Here is a 23,113-nt window from a genome sequence, read left to right as displayed (position 1 = left end):
TTAATCATGAAACTCTTACTAAAAGAGGGTTTTACTTCTGACTCGGTGACTTCTGACTCGGTGACTACTGCTATATTTGTAGTTTTTTGATGTTGTGTTTGATGATTTTGAGGAGGTTATTTGTCACTTAGGACACGCTACGGGAAGTCAATAGGGGTAATACCCTTCGGGAAGCAAGCTACATGAATTACCCCTCCTGATTCAGACAAATAAAATGATATAATTACAGGACTTACGCAAAATAGAACGAAAGTAGGGGTAATACCCTTCGGGAAGCAAGCTACATGAATTACCCCTATGAAATAATCAGGGTTGCAGTTACATCTTGCGTAAGTCCTAGATATTTTTTGTCAGAATCAGGATATCCAGGATTTGAGGATTTACAGGATGGGATTTTTAAGAATTTCAGGAAGGCTAGGCATCATAGTATAAAGAGTTACATTATTTACGGGTTAGTTCTAGCAAGGTGGAATTTTCAATAATTTTCATGGGGTGTTTATCTGGAATACCTCTTTTCGATATAATTGAGGTGTAAAATCGCATAAAATTAATAAAATAACCCCTAATGGAGATTTAACTTGTCGGCATATAGGACTAGATTACAAGCAAATGAGATTAAGCTTAGACTACAACCTTTAAAACGTGAATCTCTGTTTAGAGGAGAAACTAAATTGGCAGTTAGGATTAAAGAAATTCTAGCTACACTAGCTAAATATAAAAATGAACTTCTTGATAAAAAACGGTTTTTAATAGACTTTCTGAATGAATTTTATTATGACATTGAAACTTATCTATATACAATCCAACCACTTTTAAAGTTATCACCAACAGAAATAGAAAAATCTTGCCAGCAAAAGAATATATCTGTAACTGAGTATTATTGGTATACGGTAATCTTGCCTAAGTGGTTGAGTCAAGAAGATCCCAAATTTTCTTATTGGATTGAAAAACTGATACAAGAAGAGTATACTGGTAATGATGAAGATTTAATTTTTAATTTAACTAAGACTATCAACTCTAGAACTGATGGAAGTGCTTCCAACCGTTACATTCTAGATTTATCTATGGCTACAGATTTACTTGTTAGTCATGTTCCTAGTACACTTGAGCCTGTGTTTATTCAGCTTACAGGTATTTCTAACCTGCGGGATGGACAACTTAACCCAGATTTTCTGAATAAGCAGCAGAAATGGAATAACACTATATCATGTTGGGGTGTTAAAAGGGCTTTATTAGTTGCTCATGATGCTCAAGTGAACAGTCCAAAAAATCTACTCAAGTTAGCAGATGTTATGCTAAAAGAGAGTAGCGATCACCCGACTAATTTTATTGCTTTTATACCCTTCCCTGGATAGTATTATGACTAATGATGTCAAGATTTATAATCAGTCCAGTTCTGAGATAGATTGGAAGTATCTGGAAGCATCCCAACAGTTGCAACTAGATAAACAAAATTATGGTGCTGATTATATTCATCTTTATGTTGATGATATAGAAGGTGATTGGCTGGAAAATTGGGATTGGGAAGATGATTTAACAGATTATATTGATGCTTTTTATCGTCATTGTGAACAGGGAAATTATCAATTTGCTTTTGATACTTTAAAAGCTTGTGATGATTTATTGAATCAACCGGAAAATTATGAAAAGGGTTTAGAGGTTTATGGTTATTTGATTGAAAGCTTAGAGTTAGAATGTTCAAAACAGACTGATATAAATAATCAAGAGATTTTGAACGAAGCAAAACAGCGTATTTTTAGATTGCAAAATAATGGAAAAGGGGAAAATATGCAAGAAGAAAAAATGATGAATATTACAGTTACAGAAGGATCTCGTTTAGGATATATTAGAAAGTCCCTTGATAAAATACATAATGGTGTAATTAGAAGAACTTGGTATATTGAATGTTCTCTTTCTGAAGATGATCTGTATAATTCATTTAGTCGAGAAGCAAAAGCAAGTAGTGGTGATTTTGTAGTAACCTTTGGTATTTGGTATAACATTCCAGTACAAGGTTATTTCTTAAATATAAAACAGGGTTCTGAAACTATAACAGAAATTAAGGAATTTTCAGAATCATCAACATTTTCTATTGATGAACATGATTTGATAGAAGAATTTTTGAAAAAAATAGAGGGTGCTGCTTGGCAAGCTAAATCAATAGATTTAGATGCTTTACCTGAATAAAATATATATAATTATATCGGTTATTCCATCAAGAAACTATTTGAACTATGGTAACAATGAAATCTCAACGTAAAGTGCTGTTATCTCATGGTGAAGATGGATATTTTGTTGTCGAAGTACCCAGTTTACCCGGTTGTATTAGTCAGGGTAAAACCCGTGAGGAAGCTTTAGCTAATATTGAAGAAGCAATATCTCTATATATTGAAGTTTTACAAGATAGGGGTGAACCTGTTCCAGAAGATACGGTTGAGGTTGTGCTGGTGTGAGTAAATTAACCATAAATTATTGTAGAAATTGGTAACTTTAAATAATTTTGGATAAGATCCCCGACTTCTTATTTTAATCCTGTCAAAAAATGATAAATTGGTCTTAGAAGTCGGGGATCTGGATGTAGCAGAGGGTAAAAAATGCCCAACTCCATGTAAAATACATATTTCGGTCTGTATTTCCTCAACATCATGGGCAGCACTTTTGGTCATCTTTTCCGTATTACGACATTTGGCGAATCTCACGGCGGCGGTGTGGGCGTTATAATTGATGGTTGTCCCCCACAACTGGAAATTTCTGCCGAGGAAATTCAATTTGAGCTAGACAGAAGACGGCCAGGACAAAGTAAAATCACCACACCCCGCAAAGAAGCGGACACCTGTGAGATATTATCAGGGGTGTTTGAGGGTAAAACTCTGGGAACACCCATCGCTATCCTAGTCAGAAATAAAAATACTCGTCCCGAAGATTATGATGAGATGGCGCAAAAATATCGCCCTTCCCATGCAGATGCTACCTATGATGCAAAATATGGGTTTAGAAATTGGCAAGGAGGAGGAAGATCATCGGCACGTGAGACAATAGGAAGAGTAGCAGCAGGTGCGATCGCTAAAAAGATTCTTCATCAAGTTGCAAATGTGGAAGTTATCGCTTATGTGAAGCGCATCAAAGATTTAGAAGGCGTTGTTAATACCAATACTGTAACTTTAGCAGATGTAGAAAGTAATATTGTCCGTTGTCCAGATGGCGAAATTGCTAATACCATGATTTCATTAATTGAAAAAACTGGTAGAGATGGTAATTCTATCGGTGGTGTGGTTGAATGTGTGGTGCGGAATGTTCCCAAGGGTTTAGGCGAACCAGTTTTTGATAAATTAGAAGCAGATTTAGCAAAAGCAGTCATGTCACTACCTGCAAGTAAAGGTTTTGAAATTGGTTCAGGTTTTGACGGAACTTTGTTAACAGGTTTTGAACACAACGACGAATTTTATATAGATGAAAATGGGGAAATTCGCACAGTAACCAACCGTTCTGGAGGTATTCAAGGAGGAATTTCCAACGGTGAAAATATCATTATCAGAGTTGCTTTCAAACCAACTGCAACTATTAGAAAGGAACAAAAAACCGTAACTAAGGAAGGTGAAGAAACTGTTTTAGCGGGAAAGGGAAGACATGATCCTTGTGTTTTACCCCGCGCTGTACCAATGGTTGATGCTATGGTGGCTTTGGTTTTATGTGATCATTTATTAAGGCATTATGGGCAGTGTAAGGTGTTGTAATTAATTTTGGTGGGGTGTTAATCTGGAATACCCCTATTTTTTGTGAATACAGAATTATATATTAGACATCTGGTGGTAATTAAATGTGCATAACCACCAAATCTTTGTAGGGACAATTCATGAATTGTCCCTAGGATAATTTTTACTCCTATGTCTATGATGCTGTAAATTATATTCGCTTTTGATCAAAATTAATAAGCTGTTACGCAGCTAGATCCAATAATCCTAATATTGTTATTTCTTGTAGTGCGGGCATCTTGCCCGCAAGAATTATACAAATTAAATGCACAACAGCTTAAACCTGTCGAAAAAAGTCGAGTTTTAGGAATATTAAATAAATATTTAAACCCTGATTTTGTAAATGAATATCTCCATAATTTAGCTTGGTCATATTGATAGGTTAGACAGTAAAAATCATCTAATTTTTAGGGGTAAACCATCCTGAAATACTAAGAGTTCTCCAGGTTGAATTTGTGTCCAAACTTCATTATCAGTCAGGGGTACAGTGACAATGATAGCAACGCGATCGCTTGGTGTCGTCAGTTCACTAAAATCTACAGTCATTTCCTCATCAATTAAATGCGCTGCTGCAAAAGGTGCTTGTCTAATAATATAGCAAAGCTTAGTGGAACAATAGGTAAAAAAGTGTTCACCATCGGATAATATATAATTGAACGATCCAAAAGTAGCTATTTCTTGGGTGATAGTTTCTAAGGTTTGGTAAAGTTCTTTTAAGGGTGGTTGTCCTTGGGGAAAATGCGATCGCAAAGTATTGAGAATTAAACAAAATGCTTTTTCGCTGTCTGTAGTTCCCACTGGTTGAAAAACACTATGATTTTCGGGATTAAAATCTGGTAAATTACCATTATGGGCAAATACCCAATATCTACCCCACAATTCTCTACGAAAAGGATGACAGTTTTCTAAGGCTATTTTCCCCTGAGTCGCTTTGCGAATATGGGCGATTACATGGGTAGAATGAATGGGATAGCGACGAATAAAATCAGCAATTGGTGACGCTGTAGAAGCTTCCGCATCTAAAAAAATTCGACATCCTTTCCCTTCAAAAAAAGCAATTCCCCAACCATCACTATGTTCATCTGTTTTTCCCCCCCGTGCAGAAAATCCTTCAAAGGAAAAGCAAATGTCTGTCGGTACGTTGCAGTTCATTCCTAGAAGTTGACACATTACTTTGGTAATTGGTAATTGGTAATTGGTAATTGGTAATTGGGAAGAAAAAGAAATACAATTTCCCCGTTGTTATGCAGCAATTCTCATTTTAAGTTCTTAACAAATCCGGGGATTGCTGAAATGGCGCAAACTCGTTTCAAAATGAGAATTGCTGTGTCTGAAGCCCAGGTGTGGCTTCCTGAGTCAGTCGCATCTTCAAGGGTTTTCGGCATTTTCTTTATAAAAGGATCTTGAGTAACACTTTCTACCTCTGATGTTAACCAAGGTTTTTTATAACTGCAAGTATAGTTTTTCGCTGCTGCAAAAGCACCTTCCGCAATTCCTAAATAAATATTAGCTAAATTGGCGTTGCTGATTTGAGGTATAAAAATGATTTTTGATAATTTTAAAACCCCTGTAGAGACGTTCCATAGAACGTCTCTACACCTAAATTCATACCTAGTTTCAGCAACGCCAAAATTTTTATTCAATTTCTAATTGTTTTTTCGTGCGTTTTAATTGCTTCCACAAACTTTGAATTTGTTTATAAGCTTCCTCTGGAGGTATTTTACCACCTGTTTGCAAGTTACAAATATAGGTTACTCGTTGAGCAAATTCTTGGAGATTAGCATTAAAAACCAGATATTCTGGTTTAAATTGACCATAATATGAACTGCGGGGATAGAGAAAATCACATAGTTCAGATAATAAATCAGATTTTTCTTGCATGCTATTTTTTTAACTTGTAGTAGACACTTACCTATTAGTAGTTAACTAATACTCATGTAGCCGTTATTAATAGGGATACAAAATTGCTGATAAGATGATCGGGCTATCAGTATGGATAACCCAGCTGATCAGAAGTGTTTTAAAATTGATCTCAGAAGTATGGCATTATTGTCTCTAACATTGTGCCAGTTTAAAAAGTGTCGTTTGAAAATTGATTTCAGAAGTATTGCATATTATCTCTAACTAGGCAAGGCTTTTTTAGTAACTTTTCATTAATGACAAATATAATTTGCTACTTTAGTGACAAGTCTGTTTAAGATAGAGGGTTTATAAAATAAGATTTACGGAATTTAGAATCTGTATATTTACGCGATTTTTGTGCTTAAAAAGGAATAAAATTTTACGGTTTTAATTTTTGAATATTAAAAAAGTCAGATCCCCGACTTCTTCAAGAAATCGGGTATCTTTTACTTGTAATTTCTGCAACAGTCAAATATCTAGCCTAACAATTCAATGTTAGAAAAAATAAACTCTTGAATAGCTAGATTTCCGGCTGTCTCCGTGCGAATTTCCCGACGGTTGAGAATGTAGTAATTACCTACTTTTTCATATTCATCGGTAAAATCGCTTTTACCACCTTTTTGTGCGCCAGTTTCGGGGTCATGATAGACAGAATTATAAGTGTGAGAAAGATATCCTTCTCCTGTGTCGTGACTGCTGAAGGTGTCAATAGTCACAAAAGTACCGTGAATTAAACGGTGAACATGGCAAACTTCGTTGTTACGCACTTTGTATTTATCTCCTTCTGACTTACCACCAACAAAAATTTCGACTGCGCCATTTGCGTCAGTGCTACCATATCTAAAAGAATTTGCGCCGTGAGTTTGGTCAAAAGACCGACGGATACGGTGAACGGCAATTTCCCAAGCTTGTCCATGAATGGCTTTTTTAGCTGCTTCGTCTTCAACATTCAGAACTTCTGCCTTTAAACTGGCATCAATCCGAACTTGACCTTTAATCACCTGGTCATCATACTTATAGGTAATATCTGCGGTATAACCAGGAAAATTTCCATCCCAGGTGTAACGGTTTTCATAAGCTGCCTGGAAAAGTTCTTGGGCAGAAATTTGAGTAACTGTCATCGTGTTTGGCCCCTGATTACAAGTAAAAATAGCGTTTTATCGTTGATGATATTAGGATAGAACTAATTATCGAGGTTGGCATAGTCCCCAAATGGGTACACTTATGGCTAAAAGTCTCCACGCCATTTTTCAAGCGATCGCTAATGTCCAAAATGAGCAAGAATTAAAACTAGCCCTCATGGATACCATTGGCGACCATTTTGCAGTACAACATTGGGGTATTGATCTCCTAGATGAAGAACTAAATACTCAAATTGAAACTCCCGAAATTCCTGCTGTTTGCTTACAAGCAAACCCCCTGGGGCGCTATGTTATCGAACGTCACGCCCCCACCCATGAACAGTTAATTTTATCACCAGAAGACTGGAAAAACTACTGCACCCGTCACGAACACGTAATGACTGGGCCAATAGTTTGTGATGGTAAATTAATAGGAACTTTAAACTTTGCCCGTGACCCCGGAAGTCGCCCTTTTAATGGTAATGATTTGGCTGATTTAAGTGCTGTTTGTTTACATTTATCGGCAAAAATTGCCACTTTGAGAGTAAAACCAAAAACCTTTTCATCTATGAATAGTTGTCCTCTCACAGCCAGGGAATTAGAAATTGCCGAATTAGTAGCCCAGGGTTTAACTAATGGGGAAATTGCAGTTAAATTATGGATTACTCAAAATTCTGTCAAGCAAGCTTTAAAAAGAATGTTTCGCAAATTAGGAGTTTCTGCCCGTGCGGAAATGGTGGCAAAATTACAATATAGATTAGTTTCCAAATAGTTTTTATAGATCCCCGACTTCTTCAAGAAGTCGGGGATCTGAGAGAAGTTAGTATTAATTATGCACAATAAAAATATATTTTCTCAACTTGCCCCTTTTATTCAAGAATATATTTATCTTCATAATTGGACGGAATTAAGACCTGTACAAATTGCTGCCTGTGAAGTGATATTTAACAGCAATTCACATTTACTTATAACTGCTGCTACGGCTGCGGGAAAAACAGAAGCGGCTTTTTTACCTGTTTTAACTTTACTGCACCAAAAACCAGCAAATACTATTGGTGTTTTATATATTAGTCCTATTAAAGCCCTAATTAATGACCAATTTAGCCGACTAAATGATTTATTAAAAACGGCAGATATTCCTGTATATTCTTGGCATGGAGATATTAACCAAAGTCGTAAAAATAAACTTTTAAAAAATCCCCAAGGGATTCTACAAATCACCCCAGAATCTTTAGAAAGTTTATTAATTAATAAACATCAAGAATTAACCCACTTATTTGGAGATTTGCGATTTATCATCATTGATGAAATTCATGCTTTTATGGGTTCAGAACGGGGTGATCAAATTATTTGTCAATTACAAAGATTAGAAAAAATCATCCCCACCCCACCCCGACGCATTGGTTTATCAGCAACTCTTGGCGATTATTCCATGGCTGAAACTTGGTTAAGTGCAGGAACAGATAAACCTGTAATCACTCCCAAAGTAGAATCAGGAAAACGCCAAATAAAATTAGCTGTAGAACATTTTTATCTTGATAGTGAATCTCAAACATCAGAATATGATCAATATATTTTTAATCTGACTAAATCTCGCAAATGTCTCATATTTGCTAATAACAGAACTCAAACAGAATCTATCATTTCTTCCTTGCGTGAAATAGCCAAAATAGAAGGATTTCCAGATATCTATCATGTTCATCATGGGAGTATATCTGCCAGTTTACGACAAGCAGCAGAAAACGCTATGCGTGAACCCCAAACACCTGCTGTCACTGCGGCAACTTTAACTTTAGAATTAGGAATAGATATTGGTGAATTAGAAAGAGTTATTCAATTAGAATCACCTTTATCTGTTGCCAGTTTTTTACAAAGATTAGGACGCAGTGGGAGAAGAGGTGAATTTGCCGATATGCGGTTTATTTGTGGAGAAGAAAAACCATTATCAGAATCTTCTTTACCAGAACAAATTCCTTGGCAACTTTTACAATCTATTGCCATTATTCAACTTTATTTAGAAGCACGTTGGCTAGAACCCATCAAGCCAATTAAATATCCTTTAAGTTTATTATATCATCAAACCATGAGTATTTTAGCAGCAACAGGAGAACTTTCACCTGCTGCACTTGCAAAACAAGTTTTAAATCTTGCCCCATTTACTAATTTTTCTAAAGATGATTATTTATTATTACTACGATATTTAATTGATATTAATCATCTTCATAAAACTGAACAAGGTAAATTAATTATCGGTTTAGCAGGGGAAAAAATAGTCAATAAATTTCAGTTTTATGCTGTTTTTGCCGAAAGTCAAGAATATACAGTCAAACAAGGAGGAACAGAAATTGGGAGTATTGTTATTCCCCCTGCGGTGGGTAATCAATTTGCTTTAGCTGGTAAAAGTTGGGAAGTCGTAGAAGTTGATTTTAAAAAAAGAAATATTTTTGTTAGGCAAGTGGAAGGTAAAGCTACTATTTATTGGCGTGGTGGGAGTGGAATAATTCATAGTAAAATCATCCAGAGAATGCGACAAGTTTTATTAGAAGATACAAATTATCCCTATTTACAAAAAAATGCTCAACAAAGATTATCTCAAGTTCGGGAATTAGTCAAAAAATTAAAATTAGCTCAAAATAATATTCTGTTATTAGAAAATGGTAAATGTTGTATTTTCCCTTGGATGGGAACTGTCGCTTATCGAACTTTAGAAAGATTATTAAATTCTTTTTGTCGAGAATCTTTAGAAATTACGAGTATTGGTGGTGTAAATCCCTATTATTTAACGTTAAAATTGGGAAAGGATAAATTTCAATCTGTTTATCCAGAAATTGCTTCTTTATGTGAACAAAGAATTTCTCCAGAACATTTAGTGAGTGCAGCAGAAACACCGGAAATTAATAAATATGATAAATTTATTCTCCATGCACTTTTAAGAAAAGCCTTTGCTTATGATTATTTAGATATGCAAGAACTGAGACAGCAGGTTAAACTTTGGCAGCATGACAAATAAACTTTTAGGACTTACGCAAGATGTAACTGAAACCCTGATTATTTCGTAGGGGTAATTCATGAATTACCCCTACTTTCGCTCTATTTTGCGTAAGTCCTGACTTTAACTAAACTTTAAAATATATTATTGCTTTGATACAGCTAAGATTAGAATTTTCTGTTAACGTATAAACCAATGGGATTCTATTTTGAGAATTGTAGGTTGGGTTAAGCAACAGCACAACCCGGACAAATCCATACAATTTTGGTTTTGCTTGCGTGAATTACATTTTATTAAAATATTATGCACAAGTTATTATCTGGAAATTTAAAGACAGAAAAATTAATAGTAAAAATTCCTAATTTACCTCTATCATTAGCAGGATTAAAGCTAGTGCAAATGTCTGATTTTCATTATGATAATGATCTACTATCAACAAAAATGTTAACAGAAGCAATTGCAGTCAGTAATACAGCAAAACCAGATTTAGTGATTTTAACTGGTGACTATGTTAACACAATTGCCAGACCCATTCATCAACTAGCACTAGAACTGAAAAATTTAGAAAGTCGTTTTGGTGTTTATGCTGTACTGGGAAATCATGATATTTATTATTCCAGTTCCAAATCAGAAATTATCAATGCTTTAACAAATGTGGGAATTAATGTACTTTGGAATCAAATTGCTTACCCGGTAGGAGAAACATTACCTCTAGTGGGATTAGCGGATTTTTATTCACGGGAATTTAATCCAGAGTTAATTATGAATCAACTCGATTCTACCACACCTCGGATTGTATTATCCCATAACCCAGATACAGCCGAAATTCTGCAAAAATGGCGAGTAGATTTACAATTATCTGGTCATACTCATGGAGGACAAATCGTAATTCCTGGTAAAAGACCGGCGATTGTTTATTATATCAAAATCATCGAAAAAATCCCGAAGAAAATCCGGCGAAAATTTCCATTTTTACACCAAACTCATGCTATATTAAAACACTGGAAATGGTCAGAGGGTTTACACCAGGTGGGAAATAATCAATTATATGTAAATCGGGGTTTGGGAACTTATTTTCCAGGACGGTTATTTTGTCCACCGGAAGTTACTATCATTACTTTAGAAGGGGAATAAAATATTGGGTTTCACTTCGTTCTACCCAACCTACGGTTAACTGTATTCAGTAAGAATTCAGGTGAGGCAAAAAGATCCCCGACTTCTATGAGCAATTTATCATTTATGGACACAATCAATAAAAGAAGTCGGGGATCTGGTCATGAACAGGTGCTATAGCTGAATACTTACGTATTCGGTTAAAATTCTTAATTACCCATTTGGTATTAAAAATAGTACAATAGGAATCCAGCATGAATTTGTGATTTCCTATGTCTGCTACGCCGTTTGTATCTTTGATAGATTCACCTAACTCCATCAAATCTGATATTCCCCCTCTCCTTGGTGCTTCGGTGACGGAGTTAACTGCTTGGGTACAGCAGCAGGGACAACCCGGTTATAGGGGAAAGCAATTGCATGATTGGATCTATAATAAGGGTGTGCGATCGCTCGCCGATATTTCTGTACTTCCTAAAAATTGGCGTTTAGAACTTGCAGATATTCCCATTGGCCGTTCTTCTCTACATTACCGTTCTGTTGCCCCCGATGGAACAGTCAAATATCTTCTGCAATTGACTGATGGGGAAATAGTCGAAACAGTGGGTATTCCCAGCGATAAACGCTTAACTGTCTGTGTCTCAACCCAAGTCGGTTGTCCCATGGCCTGTGATTTCTGCGCTACTGGTAAAGGTGGTTATAAGCGAAATCTTACCCGTGCGGAAATAGTTGACCAAGTGCTGACAGTCCAAGAAGATTTTCAACAACGGGTGAGTAATGTCGTCTTCATGGGTATGGGTGAACCGTTGTTAAATACGGAAAATGTGATTTTAGCAATTAAATCCATTAATCAAGATGTGGGAATTGGTGCGCGATCGCTTACACTATCTACTGTAGGCATCCGCGATCGCATTTTACAAGTTGCCGAACACCAATTACAAATTACCCTCGCTGTGAGTCTCCACGCACCTAACCAAGCATTACGAGAACAACTTATTCCCAGCGCCAAACCCTACCCCATCGAAGACTTACTAGCAGAATGTCGAGAATACGTAGAAATAACTGGACGGAGAGTAACGTTTGAATACATTCTTCTCGCTGGAGTCAACGATTTACCAGAACACGCTTTAGAACTATCCAAACGTTTGCGGGGTTTTCAAAGTCATGTCAACTTAATTCCCTATAATCCCATTCAAGAAGTAGATTATAAAAGACCAACCCGCGACAGAATAGAAACCTTTGTTAACGTTCTCCAACAACAAAATACTGCTGTTAGTGTCCGTTATTCTCGCGGTTTAGAAGCTGACGCAGCTTGTGGACAATTAAGAACAAGTAAAAGGTAATAGTTGACGGTTAACGGTTGATGGTTGAGAGATGACAGTAGGAAAAATCTTCTCCCCTGCACCTCTGCTTCCTATTTCCTAGCATAAATACCAGGTGCGTAAGCTTCAATAACTTTACCAGTGCGGCTGCAAGTTATCATCAGATAGTCACAGCTAGGGCATTGTGTTCTTGTAATTTGGCTATCAGCAATATAGTGACGTTCAGCCGCACTACCGCAATTTGGGCAATGGATCTTTTGTGATACTTGCATTTTAAAACCCCTGGATTTAATAATTTTTTAGAAAAATTGACAAAAATTGTTTAATTATCGCGAGCAAATTTTACACAACTAAAACATTTGATATTCTTACTCATTATTGTAAACCTCATAATTTTCGCCATCATGCCTGAGATATATAAATTTACTTTAAATGTAAATTTTCTCCAGTTAGAAGTGATCCCTGTGGTCTACTCCTTGAGATAGCCTGGTTTATCCTTGAGAAAAAATGAGCTATTTTTGTATTCAACCCCTACTATATAGGAAAAACTGTAATCAAAGTCACAAAATTTATAGTTTTAGATTTAATTAATATTTGTGTAAGTATTCAGCCATAGTAATCCGTCATACCCAGATCCCCGACTTCTGTGATCAATTTATCATTTATAGACACAATCAATAAAAAAGTCGGGGATCTTATCGCCTCACCATCACCCTACTAACCATGAATAAAAAAGTATGTAGTCATTCCAAAGGCTACCACAATCACAAATTTCCGCACTAAACTGGGTTCTAATCGTCGGGCAAAATGAGCGCATAAAAAACCACCCAAGCAGCCACCAAAAGCCATGATCATAACCTGATGCCAGGCGATCATACCAGCAAACATAAAGGGAATAATTGCCACACCATTAATACAACTGCCTAAAAGTGTTTTAAAAGCATTGATAGAGTGAATGTTTTTAATCCCTAAAAAGGTTAAAGTTGCTAACATTAAAATTCCTACACCAGCACCAAAAAAACCTCCATATATGGAAATTAATAATTGAGAAACTAGGAGCATAAATAAAGGAGGAGATGGAGGAGAATCATTTTGAGTTTGCAGTTGCAGCCACTTTTTGAGAGATTCACTAAATGTAAATATCAATGTGGCAGCCAGTAACAAGTAGGGAATCATCTTTTTAAAGACAGTTGGGGATGTATATAGTAAAGCCACAGCACCAATTACACCACCAATTAAACTGATACCAACTAATAATAATAATTGTCGTTTTTCAATGTTCAAATCTCGACGATAAGCCCTAGCACTAGCTATAGCTGCGATCCATAAACCAGTATTATTTGTAGCATTGGCGATAACTGGGGCGACACCTGTAAATATTAGGGTAGGAAAAGTAATAAAACTACCACCACCAGCGACAGCATTTAAGCCACCGGCAATAAAGGCAGTAGAAAAAAGTAGTAAGCTATGAATAAGGGTTACATCTTGGGGCATTTTGAGATTTTCTAGGTAAGGATTCAGGTGAGGTGATAAGATCCCCGACTTCTTTGATTGATTGTATTCGGAAAGGATAAATCTATCTTAGAAGTCGGGGATCTGGAAACAAGCGCTATAAATGAATACTTACTTTTCTAGATATAGCAGGGAACAGGGAACAGGGAATAGGGAATAGGGAACACAGTTGAAAGTCATGAGAGTGTATAGTTTTTTAGGTAAATCCTGTATCTCATTCAAGTGCATACCGCTATATAAAAAACATAAGTATAGGAATTATGTAAAAAACTCTTAAAATCTTATTTCTCTGTGTTGTCTGAGTCCTCTGTGGTTCGTTATTCCGTAAATCTTATTCTATGTAGCTTCATATTAATTTGGCATTACATACAAAAATCAAATATTACCCCATTTTAGATTCTATCTATCAGGGGTAAATAGTGTCAGAAAAAAAGAATTTTTTCCTTACTTGTTGTAACTTTTTAAAACTCCTAGTTCTTGCTGTATAGGTAAAACATCTAAAATATCAGTTTGAGAACAATATTTGAGGTCTTCTAAACATTCTAGGCGTAATAAGCGTTGACCATGACTAGCTTGATGGAGTAATCCTAATAAATCATTTTGCCATTGAGAGTAAAGAGCGATCGCACTAATTACTTCATCATTGCCATTAATGTCTTTTAGTGAACAATTAGTTTGTTGGCAAATACTATGAGCGATCGCCCCAGCACAGACTGTATCCTCTAAAGAAAAACTACCTTCCCAACCAGAACCAACAATCCAAACAGTTTCCGGTTGCTTTTCTAAAAGAAAATTGACCACTGCGGCTCGATTAATCAAAGCTGCGGCCAGAACAATGGGAGCTTTTTCGATTCTTTGTAAGGCACGAGTACCATTAGTTGTACTAATAAATAAGCGCCGTCCTGCAACTAATTCTGCGGTGCAATCTAAGGGTGAATTACCTAATTCAAAACCAGCTACCTTAGCACCTCCCCGTTCTCCAGCCCTTAATCGTTTTTCTGTAGGCCATTTTTCACTCACTGCCATGAGTTGATCTAAATCACTGAAAACCTGCACAGCTTCACCTCCGGCGGCTAAAACTGTCGCCATTGTGCTAGTTGCTCGCAAAACATCAACAGCGATCGCACATTCTGGAACTATATCAGTTGGGGTTAATTCGGGAGTGTGATATACAAATATCTTCACGTGCTGGCTACACCTATTTCATAAGACTGCGGTACTATTCTACCCACTTGATGTCCCTAACTGCAGATAGTAAAATCTCTCTCTTTATCAATACATAAATACTAATTAATCTTTAACAGCCTAATTAATTAAGCTTTTAGCTTTTATATTACTTATTCTAATATTAAGTATAGAAAAAACTTGTCATCAAATTTTGGATTTGAGATAGCTGCAATTGTAGGTAGAATGTCTATGTCCGTCATGAAAACCTTATGCCTAGTACCACTGATTTTCTGCAATATACCCAATGGTGTGGGATTGCAACAATAGTATTTGCCGTCCTGACAATCCTAGCTTTCATTTTAAAATGGGGCTTCCGCTTCCGACTGGTGGGGACAACAGGCTTTATGCTGGTACTGACAGCAGGGTTATTTTCACTTTCCCTTGTCCCCCTAACTCGCACAGTGATTCCCGGTGCTGTGAAGTACACCCTAGTTTATGATAACGGTTCTAACCAAACCGTAATTGCGACTAAACCAGAAATTACTCCCACAGAGTTAGAAGCCACTCTACGTCAAGCAGCTAGTAACCTTTATTCCTATGGCCGCTTAGGTACGAAAGGTAATAATCAATTAACAGTTCGCGCCCGCACCATTATCCACCCACAACCAGGTTTATCTATACCCCTGTACTTGGGTCAAGTAAACCGCACTTTAGTTAGTCGTGAAGACCCAGAAATGGATGTACAAGTTTATTTAGACAAGTTTGCTTTATTACCAAAACCTACAGATTCATAGGTAGATAGGTGACAGTGAATTGGTGATTGGTAAAAAAACCTTTTCCACTTACAGCATATTTCATTCAAATGAGGTACAACCATAATCAAACTTTTGTGGTGCGGGCATACTATGGCTAACGCCACGCTAGGCGAACGACAAGCTCAGTACAAGTCTTGCCCGCAAAACGTGTACCTCATACCTTCGCAAACTGCTGTAACTTCTAAACTCCTGAACTCCTCAATATGATAAAGAATATTTTAAAATTTAATTAAGAAATCTCTATGATCTTGCCAAAATAGTAATCATGTCTAATCAATATTCTATGGAAACTTTATCTAATCAAACCTCTGTGGCAAAAAAATGTAGAGACATTCCCTGGAACGTCTCGATTATTTCTCCGGGTAAAGTTATTCGCGGTGCAGGTGTGTTGTCAACTGTTGCGGTTGAAGTAGCTAATTTGGGAACTCGCCCGTTAATTATTGCTGGCAACCAGACTATTAATATTAGTCAAAAGAGTTTACAGCCGCTTTTCCAATCTCCAGAAATAGATCCTATCTGTGTTTCCTATGGTGCTGATTGTTGTGAAGCGAGTTTAAAAGCTTTGGGAACACAGGCTAGGGGGCATCAGGCGGATGTAATTATTGGTTTTGGTGGTGGTAAGGCCTTAGATACAGCTAAATTAGTCGCCCACCAGTTACAGTTACCAGTGGTGACAATTCCCACGTCTGGGGCTACCTGTGCAGCTTGGACAGCGCTTTCTAATGTCTATTCAGAAACGGGGGCGTTTTTATATGATGTGGCTTTATCTCGTTGTCCTGATGTGCTGATGTTGGATTATGATTTGCTTCAGACTGCACCCCAAAGAACTTTAGTGGCAGGAATTGGGGATGCGATCGCTAAATGGTATGAAGCATCAGTCAGCAGTGGACACCTGGAAGAAACTTTGATTATTGCCGCAGTCCAACAAGCGCGAGTTTTACGAGATATTTTACTACAAAAATCCGCCACTGCCTTACAGTCTCCCGGTAGCCAAGTTTGGCAGGAAGTTGTTGATTGTTCCGTACTCCTAGCTGGAGTAATTGGTGGACTAGGAGGGGCGCAATGTCGCACAGTCGCCGCCCATGCAGTTCATAATGGCCTCACCCACATTTGCGGTCATGGTAGCATTCACGGCGAGAAGGTCGCTTATGGTATCCTAGTACAACTGCGGTTAGAGGAAATGATCCAGGGAAATCAACTGGCGGCATCAGCAAGACAACAATTGTTGAAGTTCTATGCAGAGATTGGACTACCCCAAAGATTAGGAGATTTGGGATTAGGTAATATCACTCTGGGCGAGTTACAAACAGCAGCAGAAATTAGTTTACACCCTAATTCTGATATCCACCGGTTACCCTTTACGGTAGCGTTGGAACATTTGATGGCGGCAATGGTTTCAACTACTGCACCAAATCAATTAAAAATTAAAAATTAAAAATGGGTAATTGGTAATGGGTAATTGGTAATGGGTGATTGGTGATTGGGAAAATTCTTTCTCCCCCTGCTCCCCTGCTCCCTACCCCTGCCTATTCCCTGTTCCCTATTTCGAGGTTGAAAGAATGAGTTTAAGTTGGATTGCTCCGGCAGAACGGATACAAAAATTACCCCCTTACGTCTTTGCTCGTTTAGATGAATTAAAGGCTAAAGCTAGAGAACAGGGACTAGATTTAATTGATTTGGGTATGGGGAATCCTGATGGTCCTACGCCCCAACCAGTTATAGAAGCGGCAATGGCAGCTTTACAAAATCCTGCTAATCACGGTTATCCACCCTTTGAAGGAACTCCTAGTTTCCGTAAAGCAATTACCCAATGGTATCATCGCCGTTATGGTGTGACACTAGATCCTGATAGCGAGGCTTTACCGTTACTTGGTTCTAAGGAAGGTTTGGGGCATTTAGCGATCGCCTATATTAATCCTGGTGATATTGTTTTAGTACCTTCACCATCCTACCCCGTCCATTTCCGTGGCCCTATCATTGCTGGGGGTGTGATTCACAATTTAATTCTCAAGGAAGAAAATAATTGGTTAATTGATTTGGGGGCAATTCCTGACGAAGTAGCTAGAAAAGCCAAAATTCTCTATTTTAATTATCCCAGTAATCCTACCGCCGCCACCGCCCCCCGCGAATTTTTTGAGGAAATTGTGGCGTTTGCACGGAAGTATGAAATCCTGTTAGTCCATGATTTATGTTATGCAGAATTAGCTTTTGATGGTTATCAACCTACAAGTTTATTAGAAATTCCCGGCGCAAAGGAAATCGGTGTAGAGTTTCATACTCTTTCTAAAACCTATAATATGGCAGGTTGGCGCGTCGGTTTTGTAGTGGGAAATCGTCAGGTTATTCAAGGTTTACGGACTTTAAAAACTAACTTAGATTATGGTATTTTCTCTGCTTTACAAACAGCAGCAGAAACAGCTTTACAACTTCCTGATTCTTATTTACACGAAGTGCAACAACGTTACCGCACCCGTCGAGATTTTTTAATTGATGGTTTGGGTAAATTGGGGTGGAATATTCCCAAAACAGAAGCAACTATGTATTTGTGGGTAAAATGTCCTGTGGGTATGAATTCTACAGATTTTGCTTTGCAGGTTTTACAAGAAACTGGGGTAGTTGTGACACCTGGAAATGCCTTCGGTGTGGGTGGTGAAGGCTATGTGAGAATTAGTTTAATAGCAGATTGCGATCGCTTGGGTGAAGCTTTAGAAAGATTCCAGGAAGGGGGTATTCGTTATCAATCGGAAGTTTCTATTTCTGCGTGATCATGCCTTAATTAGCCCATTATTCTCTATAAGAGGTCAAAATTGAGTTGGAACTAAAATTTGAATGGGATGAAGATAAAGGTAAATTAAATCAGAAAAAACATGGTGTTTCTTTTGAGGAAGCAGCTTCAATATTTAATGATCCTTTATCTATCAACTTTGACGATCCTGAACATTCATTAGAAGAGAATCGCTATATTATAATAGGATTATCCAATCAAGGGAGATATTTGTTTGTTTCTCATACAGAGCGTGATGATAAAATCCGTTTAATTAGTGCAAGATTAGTTACACCTAAAGAAAGGAGATATTATGAACGAGAAAATACAATATGAATTAGAAGATGACTTAAAAGAAGAATATGATTTAAGTCAACTAAAAAATCCTATTCGGGGTAAATATTCTCAACGGTATCAAGAAGGGTATAGTGTTACTATTCATCATGAAGATGGGACAACAACAGTAGAACATTTCCCTAAACCAAATGATATAATTATTCTTGATCCTGATGTGAAACAATATTTTCCTAATTCAGAATCTGTTAATTCTACTTTAAGGAGTTTAATTAAATTAATTCCTCAAAAATAGTGAATTGGTACAGTAATTTTAATCCATTTATTCCTGATCGCTTGGGTGAAGCTTTAGAAAGATTCCAGGAAGCGGGTATTCGTTATCAAGCGGAAGTTTCTGTTTCTGCGTAATAATTAAGGTGAATACACAATCTCAAAAGAATTAAGATCATGACAATTCTGGAAAAAGTAGTAACTACGATGCAGCAGTTACCCATAGATCAACAGCAGCAAGTTCTCCGTTTTGTTGAGTTTCTGGCATTTGAATTGGGTAATCACCAAGTTAATCAAGATTCTGAAAACTCAAATGTCAAAAAGCCTGAAACTTCTCCTCATGATCTATTGAGAAAATGGGAAGGAGTTATTGAAGGTGGGGTAGACGATCTTTCTTTTAATCAGAAATACATGGAAGAATATGGGCAGAAATGAATCAGCAGATAATTCTTGATACTGGTGTTTTGGTTGCTTATTTCAGGAAATCTGATCGCTTTCATCAATGGGCTGTAACTCAATGGAGACAGGTTGATTTACCTGTATTCACCTGTGATGCTGTGATTTCAGAAGCTTGTTTTTTGTTTCGTGATTTACCTCATATTCAACAGGGAATTATTGAATTGATTGAGGGTAATGTAATCACGATCTCTTTTGATTTGCAAGGAGAAGCAAGTAATATCAGACATTTAATGAATCGTTATGAATCTGTACCAATGTCCTTTGCTGATGCTTGTTTGGTGAGAATGTCTGAACAAATACCTAATAGTGCAATTATGACTCTAGATAGCGATTTTAATATTTATCGTAAAAACCGTAATGTTGAACAATAAACTCCTTTATACAGTTCTGCTAAAACTAAAGTAGAAAGATGGCAAGATTGATGTTTTTGATAAAGTTGTGAGACAACATTTTCATTACCTTTAAGTATCGCAATACAGATATTAGTATCTAGCAAGTACATAATTTTTAACTATCTAAATTAATTTCACGTCCTAAATCCTGATGACGCTCCTGATTAATAATATCAAAAATTTCATCAATTTCTGTATCATCTTTCCATAAACCAATAACAGTTTCTAATTCTTGCCATTTGGGTTGTTTAATTATTAAGTTATCTGGTATTTCTATAGAAATTTTTACTCCATCAGGTAGAAGAATTTTGTCTAATATTTGATCTAATAATTCTATGGTGTTACCTTTGATGATTCCCTGTATTTTCATGATTTATTCCTTCATTAAATATCTAAGTTATTATTCATTGTAACCTACAATTTCCGCTTTTTTATCCATATACCCAACATAGCTAGAAAAGTACACACTATGGTAGTAATAATGCTTAAAATCAATGAAGCAAAAAAGGGATTTTTTGGTAATAAAGGTTGATTGATTTTATCTATGTGTTGAACTATCACACCGGAAATTATCGCACCACCACCCAAACCTATACCTAATACTTGTACTGTTGTTTCTAAAGAGCGATCGCTTTTAGCTTGTTCTATTTCTGCTATACCAATAATTGAGTTGATAGCTTGGTCTAATAACTTTCTCCTCACGGCTTACCCTGCTTTAGACAAAATTCTACTGTCTCTAAAATATCCAGAGACTTTGAGGTATTACCAGCACGAATGTAGAGTTCTGATTTTTTATCTTTACCTTGCATGACAGCTATTATATTTGATTTTCTGACATCAATTGCACATACTGTTTTACTTTGTATTGTCTCAAATCTAACTGTAACTAATGACATAAAGCCAGCACCAATGCGATCGCAAATCAGATTTACAATTGTCTGCTCAAATTGATCTAGAGAACCTTTAGAAAGTATAGCCAAGTCTTGCTCTAATCCAAAAATATTACCATTATCTTCAACTCCAATAATTAGGGTTCCACCTTCAGAATTAAGAAAAGCAGCAATAGTTTTGAGGACACTAAATCTCAAATCCTCATTTTTACGATTTTGTCTAACATCCCATTGCAAAGTGCTTTTGTATTCTAGTTTCGGACTTTCTGGTAACTCTATAAGTTGAGAAATTGGTTGTAAATCACCTATTTTTCTAATAGTAGTTAAAAACCGTCTTAATTTTCGTTCCTCAAGTAATTTGTTGAGGGTATCTTCATTATCTGCTGTTTCAATCACAGTTTTATTAATGACTGCAATATATTTACCCCAATAGTCTTTTTCTAAAATTTCCAGATTTTCAGTTATCCACTGTTCATTGTGGACGTTACCCCAGCGATTAAAATAGGTAATAGCTTCTTGGATAGAATCATGTAGCGCATCAAAAACATTACCCTTCAGATTTTTAGAAATATAGTCCCATGCTCCTAATTTAAAAGCATTCCGGCAGTCTCTCACATTATCATTAGCAGTGAGGATAATCACCACTGATGAAAGATTACGTACTTTTACCTCCTCCACAATCGCAAATCCACTGTTATCTTGCTCCATTCGCATATCAGCAATTATGACATCAAAAGGATCACATAACTTTTCTGTTGCTTCAAGTACACTAGAAGCAGTTTGAATATGACGATAACCGTAATCATTTAACCACTCTACAAGTTCACTGAGGTAACGAGGATTATCTTCCACCAGTAGCAAATGAATATTTTCAGTCTGCATAATTCTATGACGTTGACGAATTGAAAAAAGAACACAAACTAAATTATACTATTTCCTAGTATAACCTGATAGTGTGACTTATATCAAATTTAACGAAATTAACTATTTTGGCTTTTTATATAAGGAATATAGATTTTAAATTTAGCTCCTTTCCATCCAGTTTCTTGGATATGTCCGTTCATCTGTGTTAATGTTTTGCGGATGATAAATAATCCTAAACCACTACCATGACCTTCACTAGCGGTAGTTTTTAAAGGTTGAAATATCCAGTCTTTTTTGTCTGGGGGAATTCCTTGACCATTATCATTAAACTCAATTAATAGATATTTTTGCTCACCCGGAATAGTAGCACCACGAATTCCCGGAGGATTGATAATATCCTGTGTGGATATGGAGATGTTTAAATCTAGTTTTTTATCATTGTGTTTGAGAGAATTTTCTACTAATTCATTTAAAATACTTTTGATCTTTTCTTCATCACCATTAAACTCTGAATCACCATTTTTAATATCCAGAGTAATAGAAGCATTATCAATATGAGGATTAGCTTCCCATTTTTCAAATAGGTTTTTAATTTTAAAATTATGATTTTTAATTTCAATCCCTTCATTAATAGCTTTGAGATCATTAAGAGCAATTTGAGTAAATTCTAGTTGTGTTAATAATTTCTCAAATTGCTTGTAGTGAGGATCATCAACAGCAAGTTTTCTCATAGCACGTCTAGTTTTAGACTCAATAATTGCTAACTGATTATTAACAAAATCAGAAATATCATGAGCAGTTTTGGAAATAATTGCTAGAATTTGCTCATATTCATCATTAGAAATATTGGCAATTTGGGATTTTTCTAATCCTCGACGACGGTTAACTTCTTCAAGTACATCCTCAATATCATTAATAATACCTGTAAGTAAGGGATCTTCTGTTTGAGAAAAACGCAAAATCCGGTAAGCAATCCCTTTGAGAATACTGATTTCATTAGCAATTTTATGATAAATTGCTCGATTGAGTATTTCGGTGTCATTTACACCAGTTTGATAATCAGATTTGACCATTTTAAAATATTCTTCTTCACTTAAATTCAGCGTCAACATCTCCAGTGCTTGAGAATAGCGTGGTGATTCCTCAGCAATTTGTTGTAACATCTTCACAGCAGTTTCATTATGAGGATTATGAGCTAGGATACTTCTAGCACTGGATAGTATTGACTTCTCTTTATCATCTGAGTTAGCAATTGCTAAGTTAAAATATTTATCTCCCTGTTCGTACAATCTAAGACAATAGTAAAGTCTTCCTAAGCTGATATGAATAACATTTATATGATATTGCTGTAGACTATCAAAATCTATCCCTTGAAGTTGAGATATGGCATCTGTGTATTTACCCAATTGTTCTAGACATCTAGCGTATATAAAAGATATGTAATTATCAGATTTTATTTGTAAAAATCGCTCAAAAATATCACAAGCCTT

Annotated in this window: 26 protein-coding genes; 15 read left to right on the top strand and 11 right to left on the bottom strand. The window is 36.3% G+C overall.

Features of this window, described 5'->3' with window-relative positions; all coding sequences use genetic code 11:
* Nucleotides 1-671 precede the first annotated feature (671 nt).
* From CUN59_RS01795 to aroC, 4 genes are all read left to right on the top strand, one after another.
* On the top strand, nt 672-1,355 hold the full coding sequence (locus CUN59_RS01795) for a hypothetical protein (RefSeq protein WP_243406832.1): 684 nt from the start codon (nt 672-674) through the stop codon (nt 1,353-1,355).
* Nucleotides 1,356-1,359: 4 nt separating this feature from the next.
* Entirely contained in the window at nt 1,360-2,187 is an 828-nt protein-coding gene (locus CUN59_RS01790; protein ID WP_104386228.1) for a hypothetical protein, read from the top strand.
* A 56-nt stretch (nt 2,188-2,243) separates the two neighbouring features.
* The gene (locus CUN59_RS01785) at nt 2,244-2,453 is read left to right on the top strand and encodes a type II toxin-antitoxin system HicB family antitoxin (RefSeq protein ID WP_199291292.1); all 210 of its coding nucleotides are present in this window, start codon (nt 2,244-2,246) and stop codon (nt 2,451-2,453) included.
* A 192-nt stretch (nt 2,454-2,645) separates the two neighbouring features.
* The gene (gene aroC, locus CUN59_RS01780; RefSeq protein ID WP_104386226.1) at nt 2,646-3,734 is read left to right on the top strand and encodes a chorismate synthase; all 1,089 of its coding nucleotides are present in this window, start codon (nt 2,646-2,648) and stop codon (nt 3,732-3,734) included.
* Nucleotides 3,735-4,148: 414 nt separating this feature from the next.
* On the opposite strand, the gene CUN59_RS01775 is transcribed toward aroC, so the two are convergent.
* The 4 genes from CUN59_RS01775 to CUN59_RS01765 all read right to left on the bottom strand — a co-directional run bounded on the left by CUN59_RS01775 (nt 4,149) and on the right by CUN59_RS01765 (nt 6,775).
* Complete coding sequence (locus CUN59_RS01775) at nt 4,149-4,922, bottom strand: class II glutamine amidotransferase (protein WP_104386225.1); 774 nt, start codon at nt 4,920-4,922, stop codon at nt 4,149-4,151.
* A gap of 86 nt (nt 4,923-5,008) precedes the next feature.
* Nucleotides 5,009-5,395, bottom strand: a complete 387-nt coding sequence (locus CUN59_RS21260; RefSeq protein WP_165790139.1) for a hypothetical protein — start codon at nt 5,393-5,395, stop codon at nt 5,009-5,011.
* The gene (locus CUN59_RS01770; RefSeq protein WP_104386224.1) at nt 5,388-5,633 is read right to left on the bottom strand and encodes a DUF7219 family protein; all 246 of its coding nucleotides are present in this window, start codon (nt 5,631-5,633) and stop codon (nt 5,388-5,390) included. Before CUN59_RS01770 ends, CUN59_RS21260 begins: the two co-directional genes overlap by 8 nt.
* 497 nt (nt 5,634-6,130) lie before the next feature.
* The gene (locus tag CUN59_RS01765; RefSeq protein ID WP_104386223.1) at nt 6,131-6,775 is read right to left on the bottom strand and encodes a DUF3386 domain-containing protein; all 645 of its coding nucleotides are present in this window, start codon (nt 6,773-6,775) and stop codon (nt 6,131-6,133) included.
* 103 nt (nt 6,776-6,878) lie between these two features.
* Between CUN59_RS01765 and CUN59_RS01760 the strand changes: the two genes are divergently transcribed.
* From CUN59_RS01760 to rlmN, 4 genes are all read left to right on the top strand, one after another.
* Nucleotides 6,879-7,547 carry a helix-turn-helix transcriptional regulator gene (locus CUN59_RS01760; RefSeq protein ID WP_104386230.1) on the top strand — a complete coding sequence of 223 codons (669 nt, stop codon included), beginning with the start codon at nt 6,879-6,881 and terminating at the stop codon, nt 7,545-7,547.
* 60 nt (nt 7,548-7,607) lie between these two features.
* Nucleotides 7,608-9,785, top strand: a complete 2,178-nt coding sequence (locus CUN59_RS01755; protein ID WP_104386222.1) for a DEAD/DEAH box helicase — start codon at nt 7,608-7,610, stop codon at nt 9,783-9,785.
* 282 nt (nt 9,786-10,067) lie between these two features.
* Nucleotides 10,068-10,898: a metallophosphoesterase gene (locus CUN59_RS01750; protein WP_104386221.1), complete on the top strand. Its 831-nt coding sequence runs from the start codon at nt 10,068-10,070 to the stop codon at nt 10,896-10,898.
* A gap of 251 nt (nt 10,899-11,149) precedes the next feature.
* Nucleotides 11,150-12,217, top strand: a complete 1,068-nt coding sequence (rlmN, locus tag CUN59_RS01745; protein WP_104386220.1) for a dual-specificity RNA methyltransferase RlmN — start codon at nt 11,150-11,152, stop codon at nt 12,215-12,217.
* A gap of 71 nt (nt 12,218-12,288) precedes the next feature.
* Here rlmN and CUN59_RS01740 read toward each other — a convergent pair whose 3' ends face one another.
* The 3 genes from CUN59_RS01740 to CUN59_RS01730 all read right to left on the bottom strand — a co-directional run bounded on the left by CUN59_RS01740 (nt 12,289) and on the right by CUN59_RS01730 (nt 14,893).
* Complete coding sequence (locus tag CUN59_RS01740; RefSeq protein ID WP_104386219.1) at nt 12,289-12,468, bottom strand: replication restart DNA helicase PriA; 180 nt, start codon at nt 12,466-12,468, stop codon at nt 12,289-12,291.
* A 445-nt stretch (nt 12,469-12,913) separates the two neighbouring features.
* Nucleotides 12,914-13,690: a sulfite exporter TauE/SafE family protein gene (locus CUN59_RS01735; RefSeq protein ID WP_104386218.1), complete on the bottom strand. Its 777-nt coding sequence runs from the start codon at nt 13,688-13,690 to the stop codon at nt 12,914-12,916.
* A gap of 462 nt (nt 13,691-14,152) precedes the next feature.
* Nucleotides 14,153-14,893 carry a 2-phosphosulfolactate phosphatase family protein gene (locus CUN59_RS01730; RefSeq protein WP_104386217.1) on the bottom strand — a complete coding sequence of 247 codons (741 nt, stop codon included), beginning with the start codon at nt 14,891-14,893 and terminating at the stop codon, nt 14,153-14,155.
* A gap of 251 nt (nt 14,894-15,144) precedes the next feature.
* Here CUN59_RS01730 and CUN59_RS01725 point away from each other — a divergent pair, with 251 nt between their 5' ends.
* The 7 genes from CUN59_RS01725 (at nt 15,145) to CUN59_RS01695 (ending at nt 19,848) form a co-directional block, all read left to right on the top strand.
* A complete protein-coding gene (locus CUN59_RS01725; RefSeq protein WP_104386216.1) occupies nt 15,145-15,669 on the top strand; it encodes a Ycf51 family protein in 525 nt (174 codons plus the stop codon).
* A gap of 286 nt (nt 15,670-15,955) precedes the next feature.
* Nucleotides 15,956-17,125 carry an iron-containing alcohol dehydrogenase family protein gene (locus CUN59_RS01720; protein WP_104386215.1) on the top strand — a complete coding sequence of 390 codons (1,170 nt, stop codon included), beginning with the start codon at nt 15,956-15,958 and terminating at the stop codon, nt 17,123-17,125.
* Nucleotides 17,126-17,249: 124 nt separating this feature from the next.
* Nucleotides 17,250-18,455 (top strand): aspartate aminotransferase, encoded by a 1,206-nt coding sequence (locus CUN59_RS01715; protein WP_104386214.1) that lies wholly within the window; start codon nt 17,250-17,252, stop codon nt 18,453-18,455.
* Between the two features lie 47 nt (nt 18,456-18,502).
* A complete protein-coding gene (locus CUN59_RS01710; RefSeq protein WP_104386213.1) occupies nt 18,503-18,790 on the top strand; it encodes a BrnT family toxin in 288 nt (95 codons plus the stop codon).
* Nucleotides 18,768-19,043: a hypothetical protein gene (locus CUN59_RS01705; RefSeq protein WP_104386212.1), complete on the top strand. Its 276-nt coding sequence runs from the start codon at nt 18,768-18,770 to the stop codon at nt 19,041-19,043. Before CUN59_RS01710 ends, CUN59_RS01705 begins: the two co-directional genes overlap by 23 nt.
* Before the next feature lie 152 nt (nt 19,044-19,195).
* Nucleotides 19,196-19,453 carry a hypothetical protein gene (locus tag CUN59_RS01700; protein ID WP_104386211.1) on the top strand — a complete coding sequence of 86 codons (258 nt, stop codon included), beginning with the start codon at nt 19,196-19,198 and terminating at the stop codon, nt 19,451-19,453.
* Entirely contained in the window at nt 19,450-19,848 is a 399-nt protein-coding gene (locus CUN59_RS01695) for a type II toxin-antitoxin system VapC family toxin (RefSeq protein WP_104386210.1), read from the top strand. Before CUN59_RS01700 ends, CUN59_RS01695 begins: the two co-directional genes overlap by 4 nt.
* A gap of 136 nt (nt 19,849-19,984) precedes the next feature.
* Here the strand turns inward: CUN59_RS01695 and CUN59_RS01685 are convergent, their stop codons facing one another.
* The 4 genes from CUN59_RS01685 to CUN59_RS01670 form a co-directional block, all read right to left on the bottom strand.
* A complete protein-coding gene (locus CUN59_RS01685; protein WP_104386209.1) occupies nt 19,985-20,239 on the bottom strand; it encodes a hypothetical protein in 255 nt (84 codons plus the stop codon).
* 44 nt (nt 20,240-20,283) lie between these two features.
* On the bottom strand, nt 20,284-20,571 hold the full coding sequence (locus CUN59_RS01680) for a hypothetical protein (protein ID WP_243406831.1): 288 nt from the start codon (nt 20,569-20,571) through the stop codon (nt 20,284-20,286).
* Entirely contained in the window at nt 20,568-21,641 is a 1,074-nt protein-coding gene (locus CUN59_RS01675; RefSeq protein ID WP_104386208.1) for an RNA-binding domain-containing protein, read from the bottom strand. Before CUN59_RS01675 ends, CUN59_RS01680 begins: the two co-directional genes overlap by 4 nt.
* 98 nt (nt 21,642-21,739) lie before the next feature.
* The coding region (locus CUN59_RS01670) for a tetratricopeptide repeat-containing sensor histidine kinase (RefSeq protein ID WP_133163985.1) at nt 21,740-23,113 on the bottom strand (1,374 nt) is incomplete at its 5' end.

Source organism: Cuspidothrix issatschenkoi CHARLIE-1 (assembly GCF_002934005.1).
Taxonomy (GTDB): domain Bacteria; phylum Cyanobacteriota; class Cyanobacteriia; order Cyanobacteriales; family Nostocaceae; genus Cuspidothrix; species Cuspidothrix issatschenkoi.
This window is presented reverse-complemented; position numbering and strand designations above follow the sequence as displayed.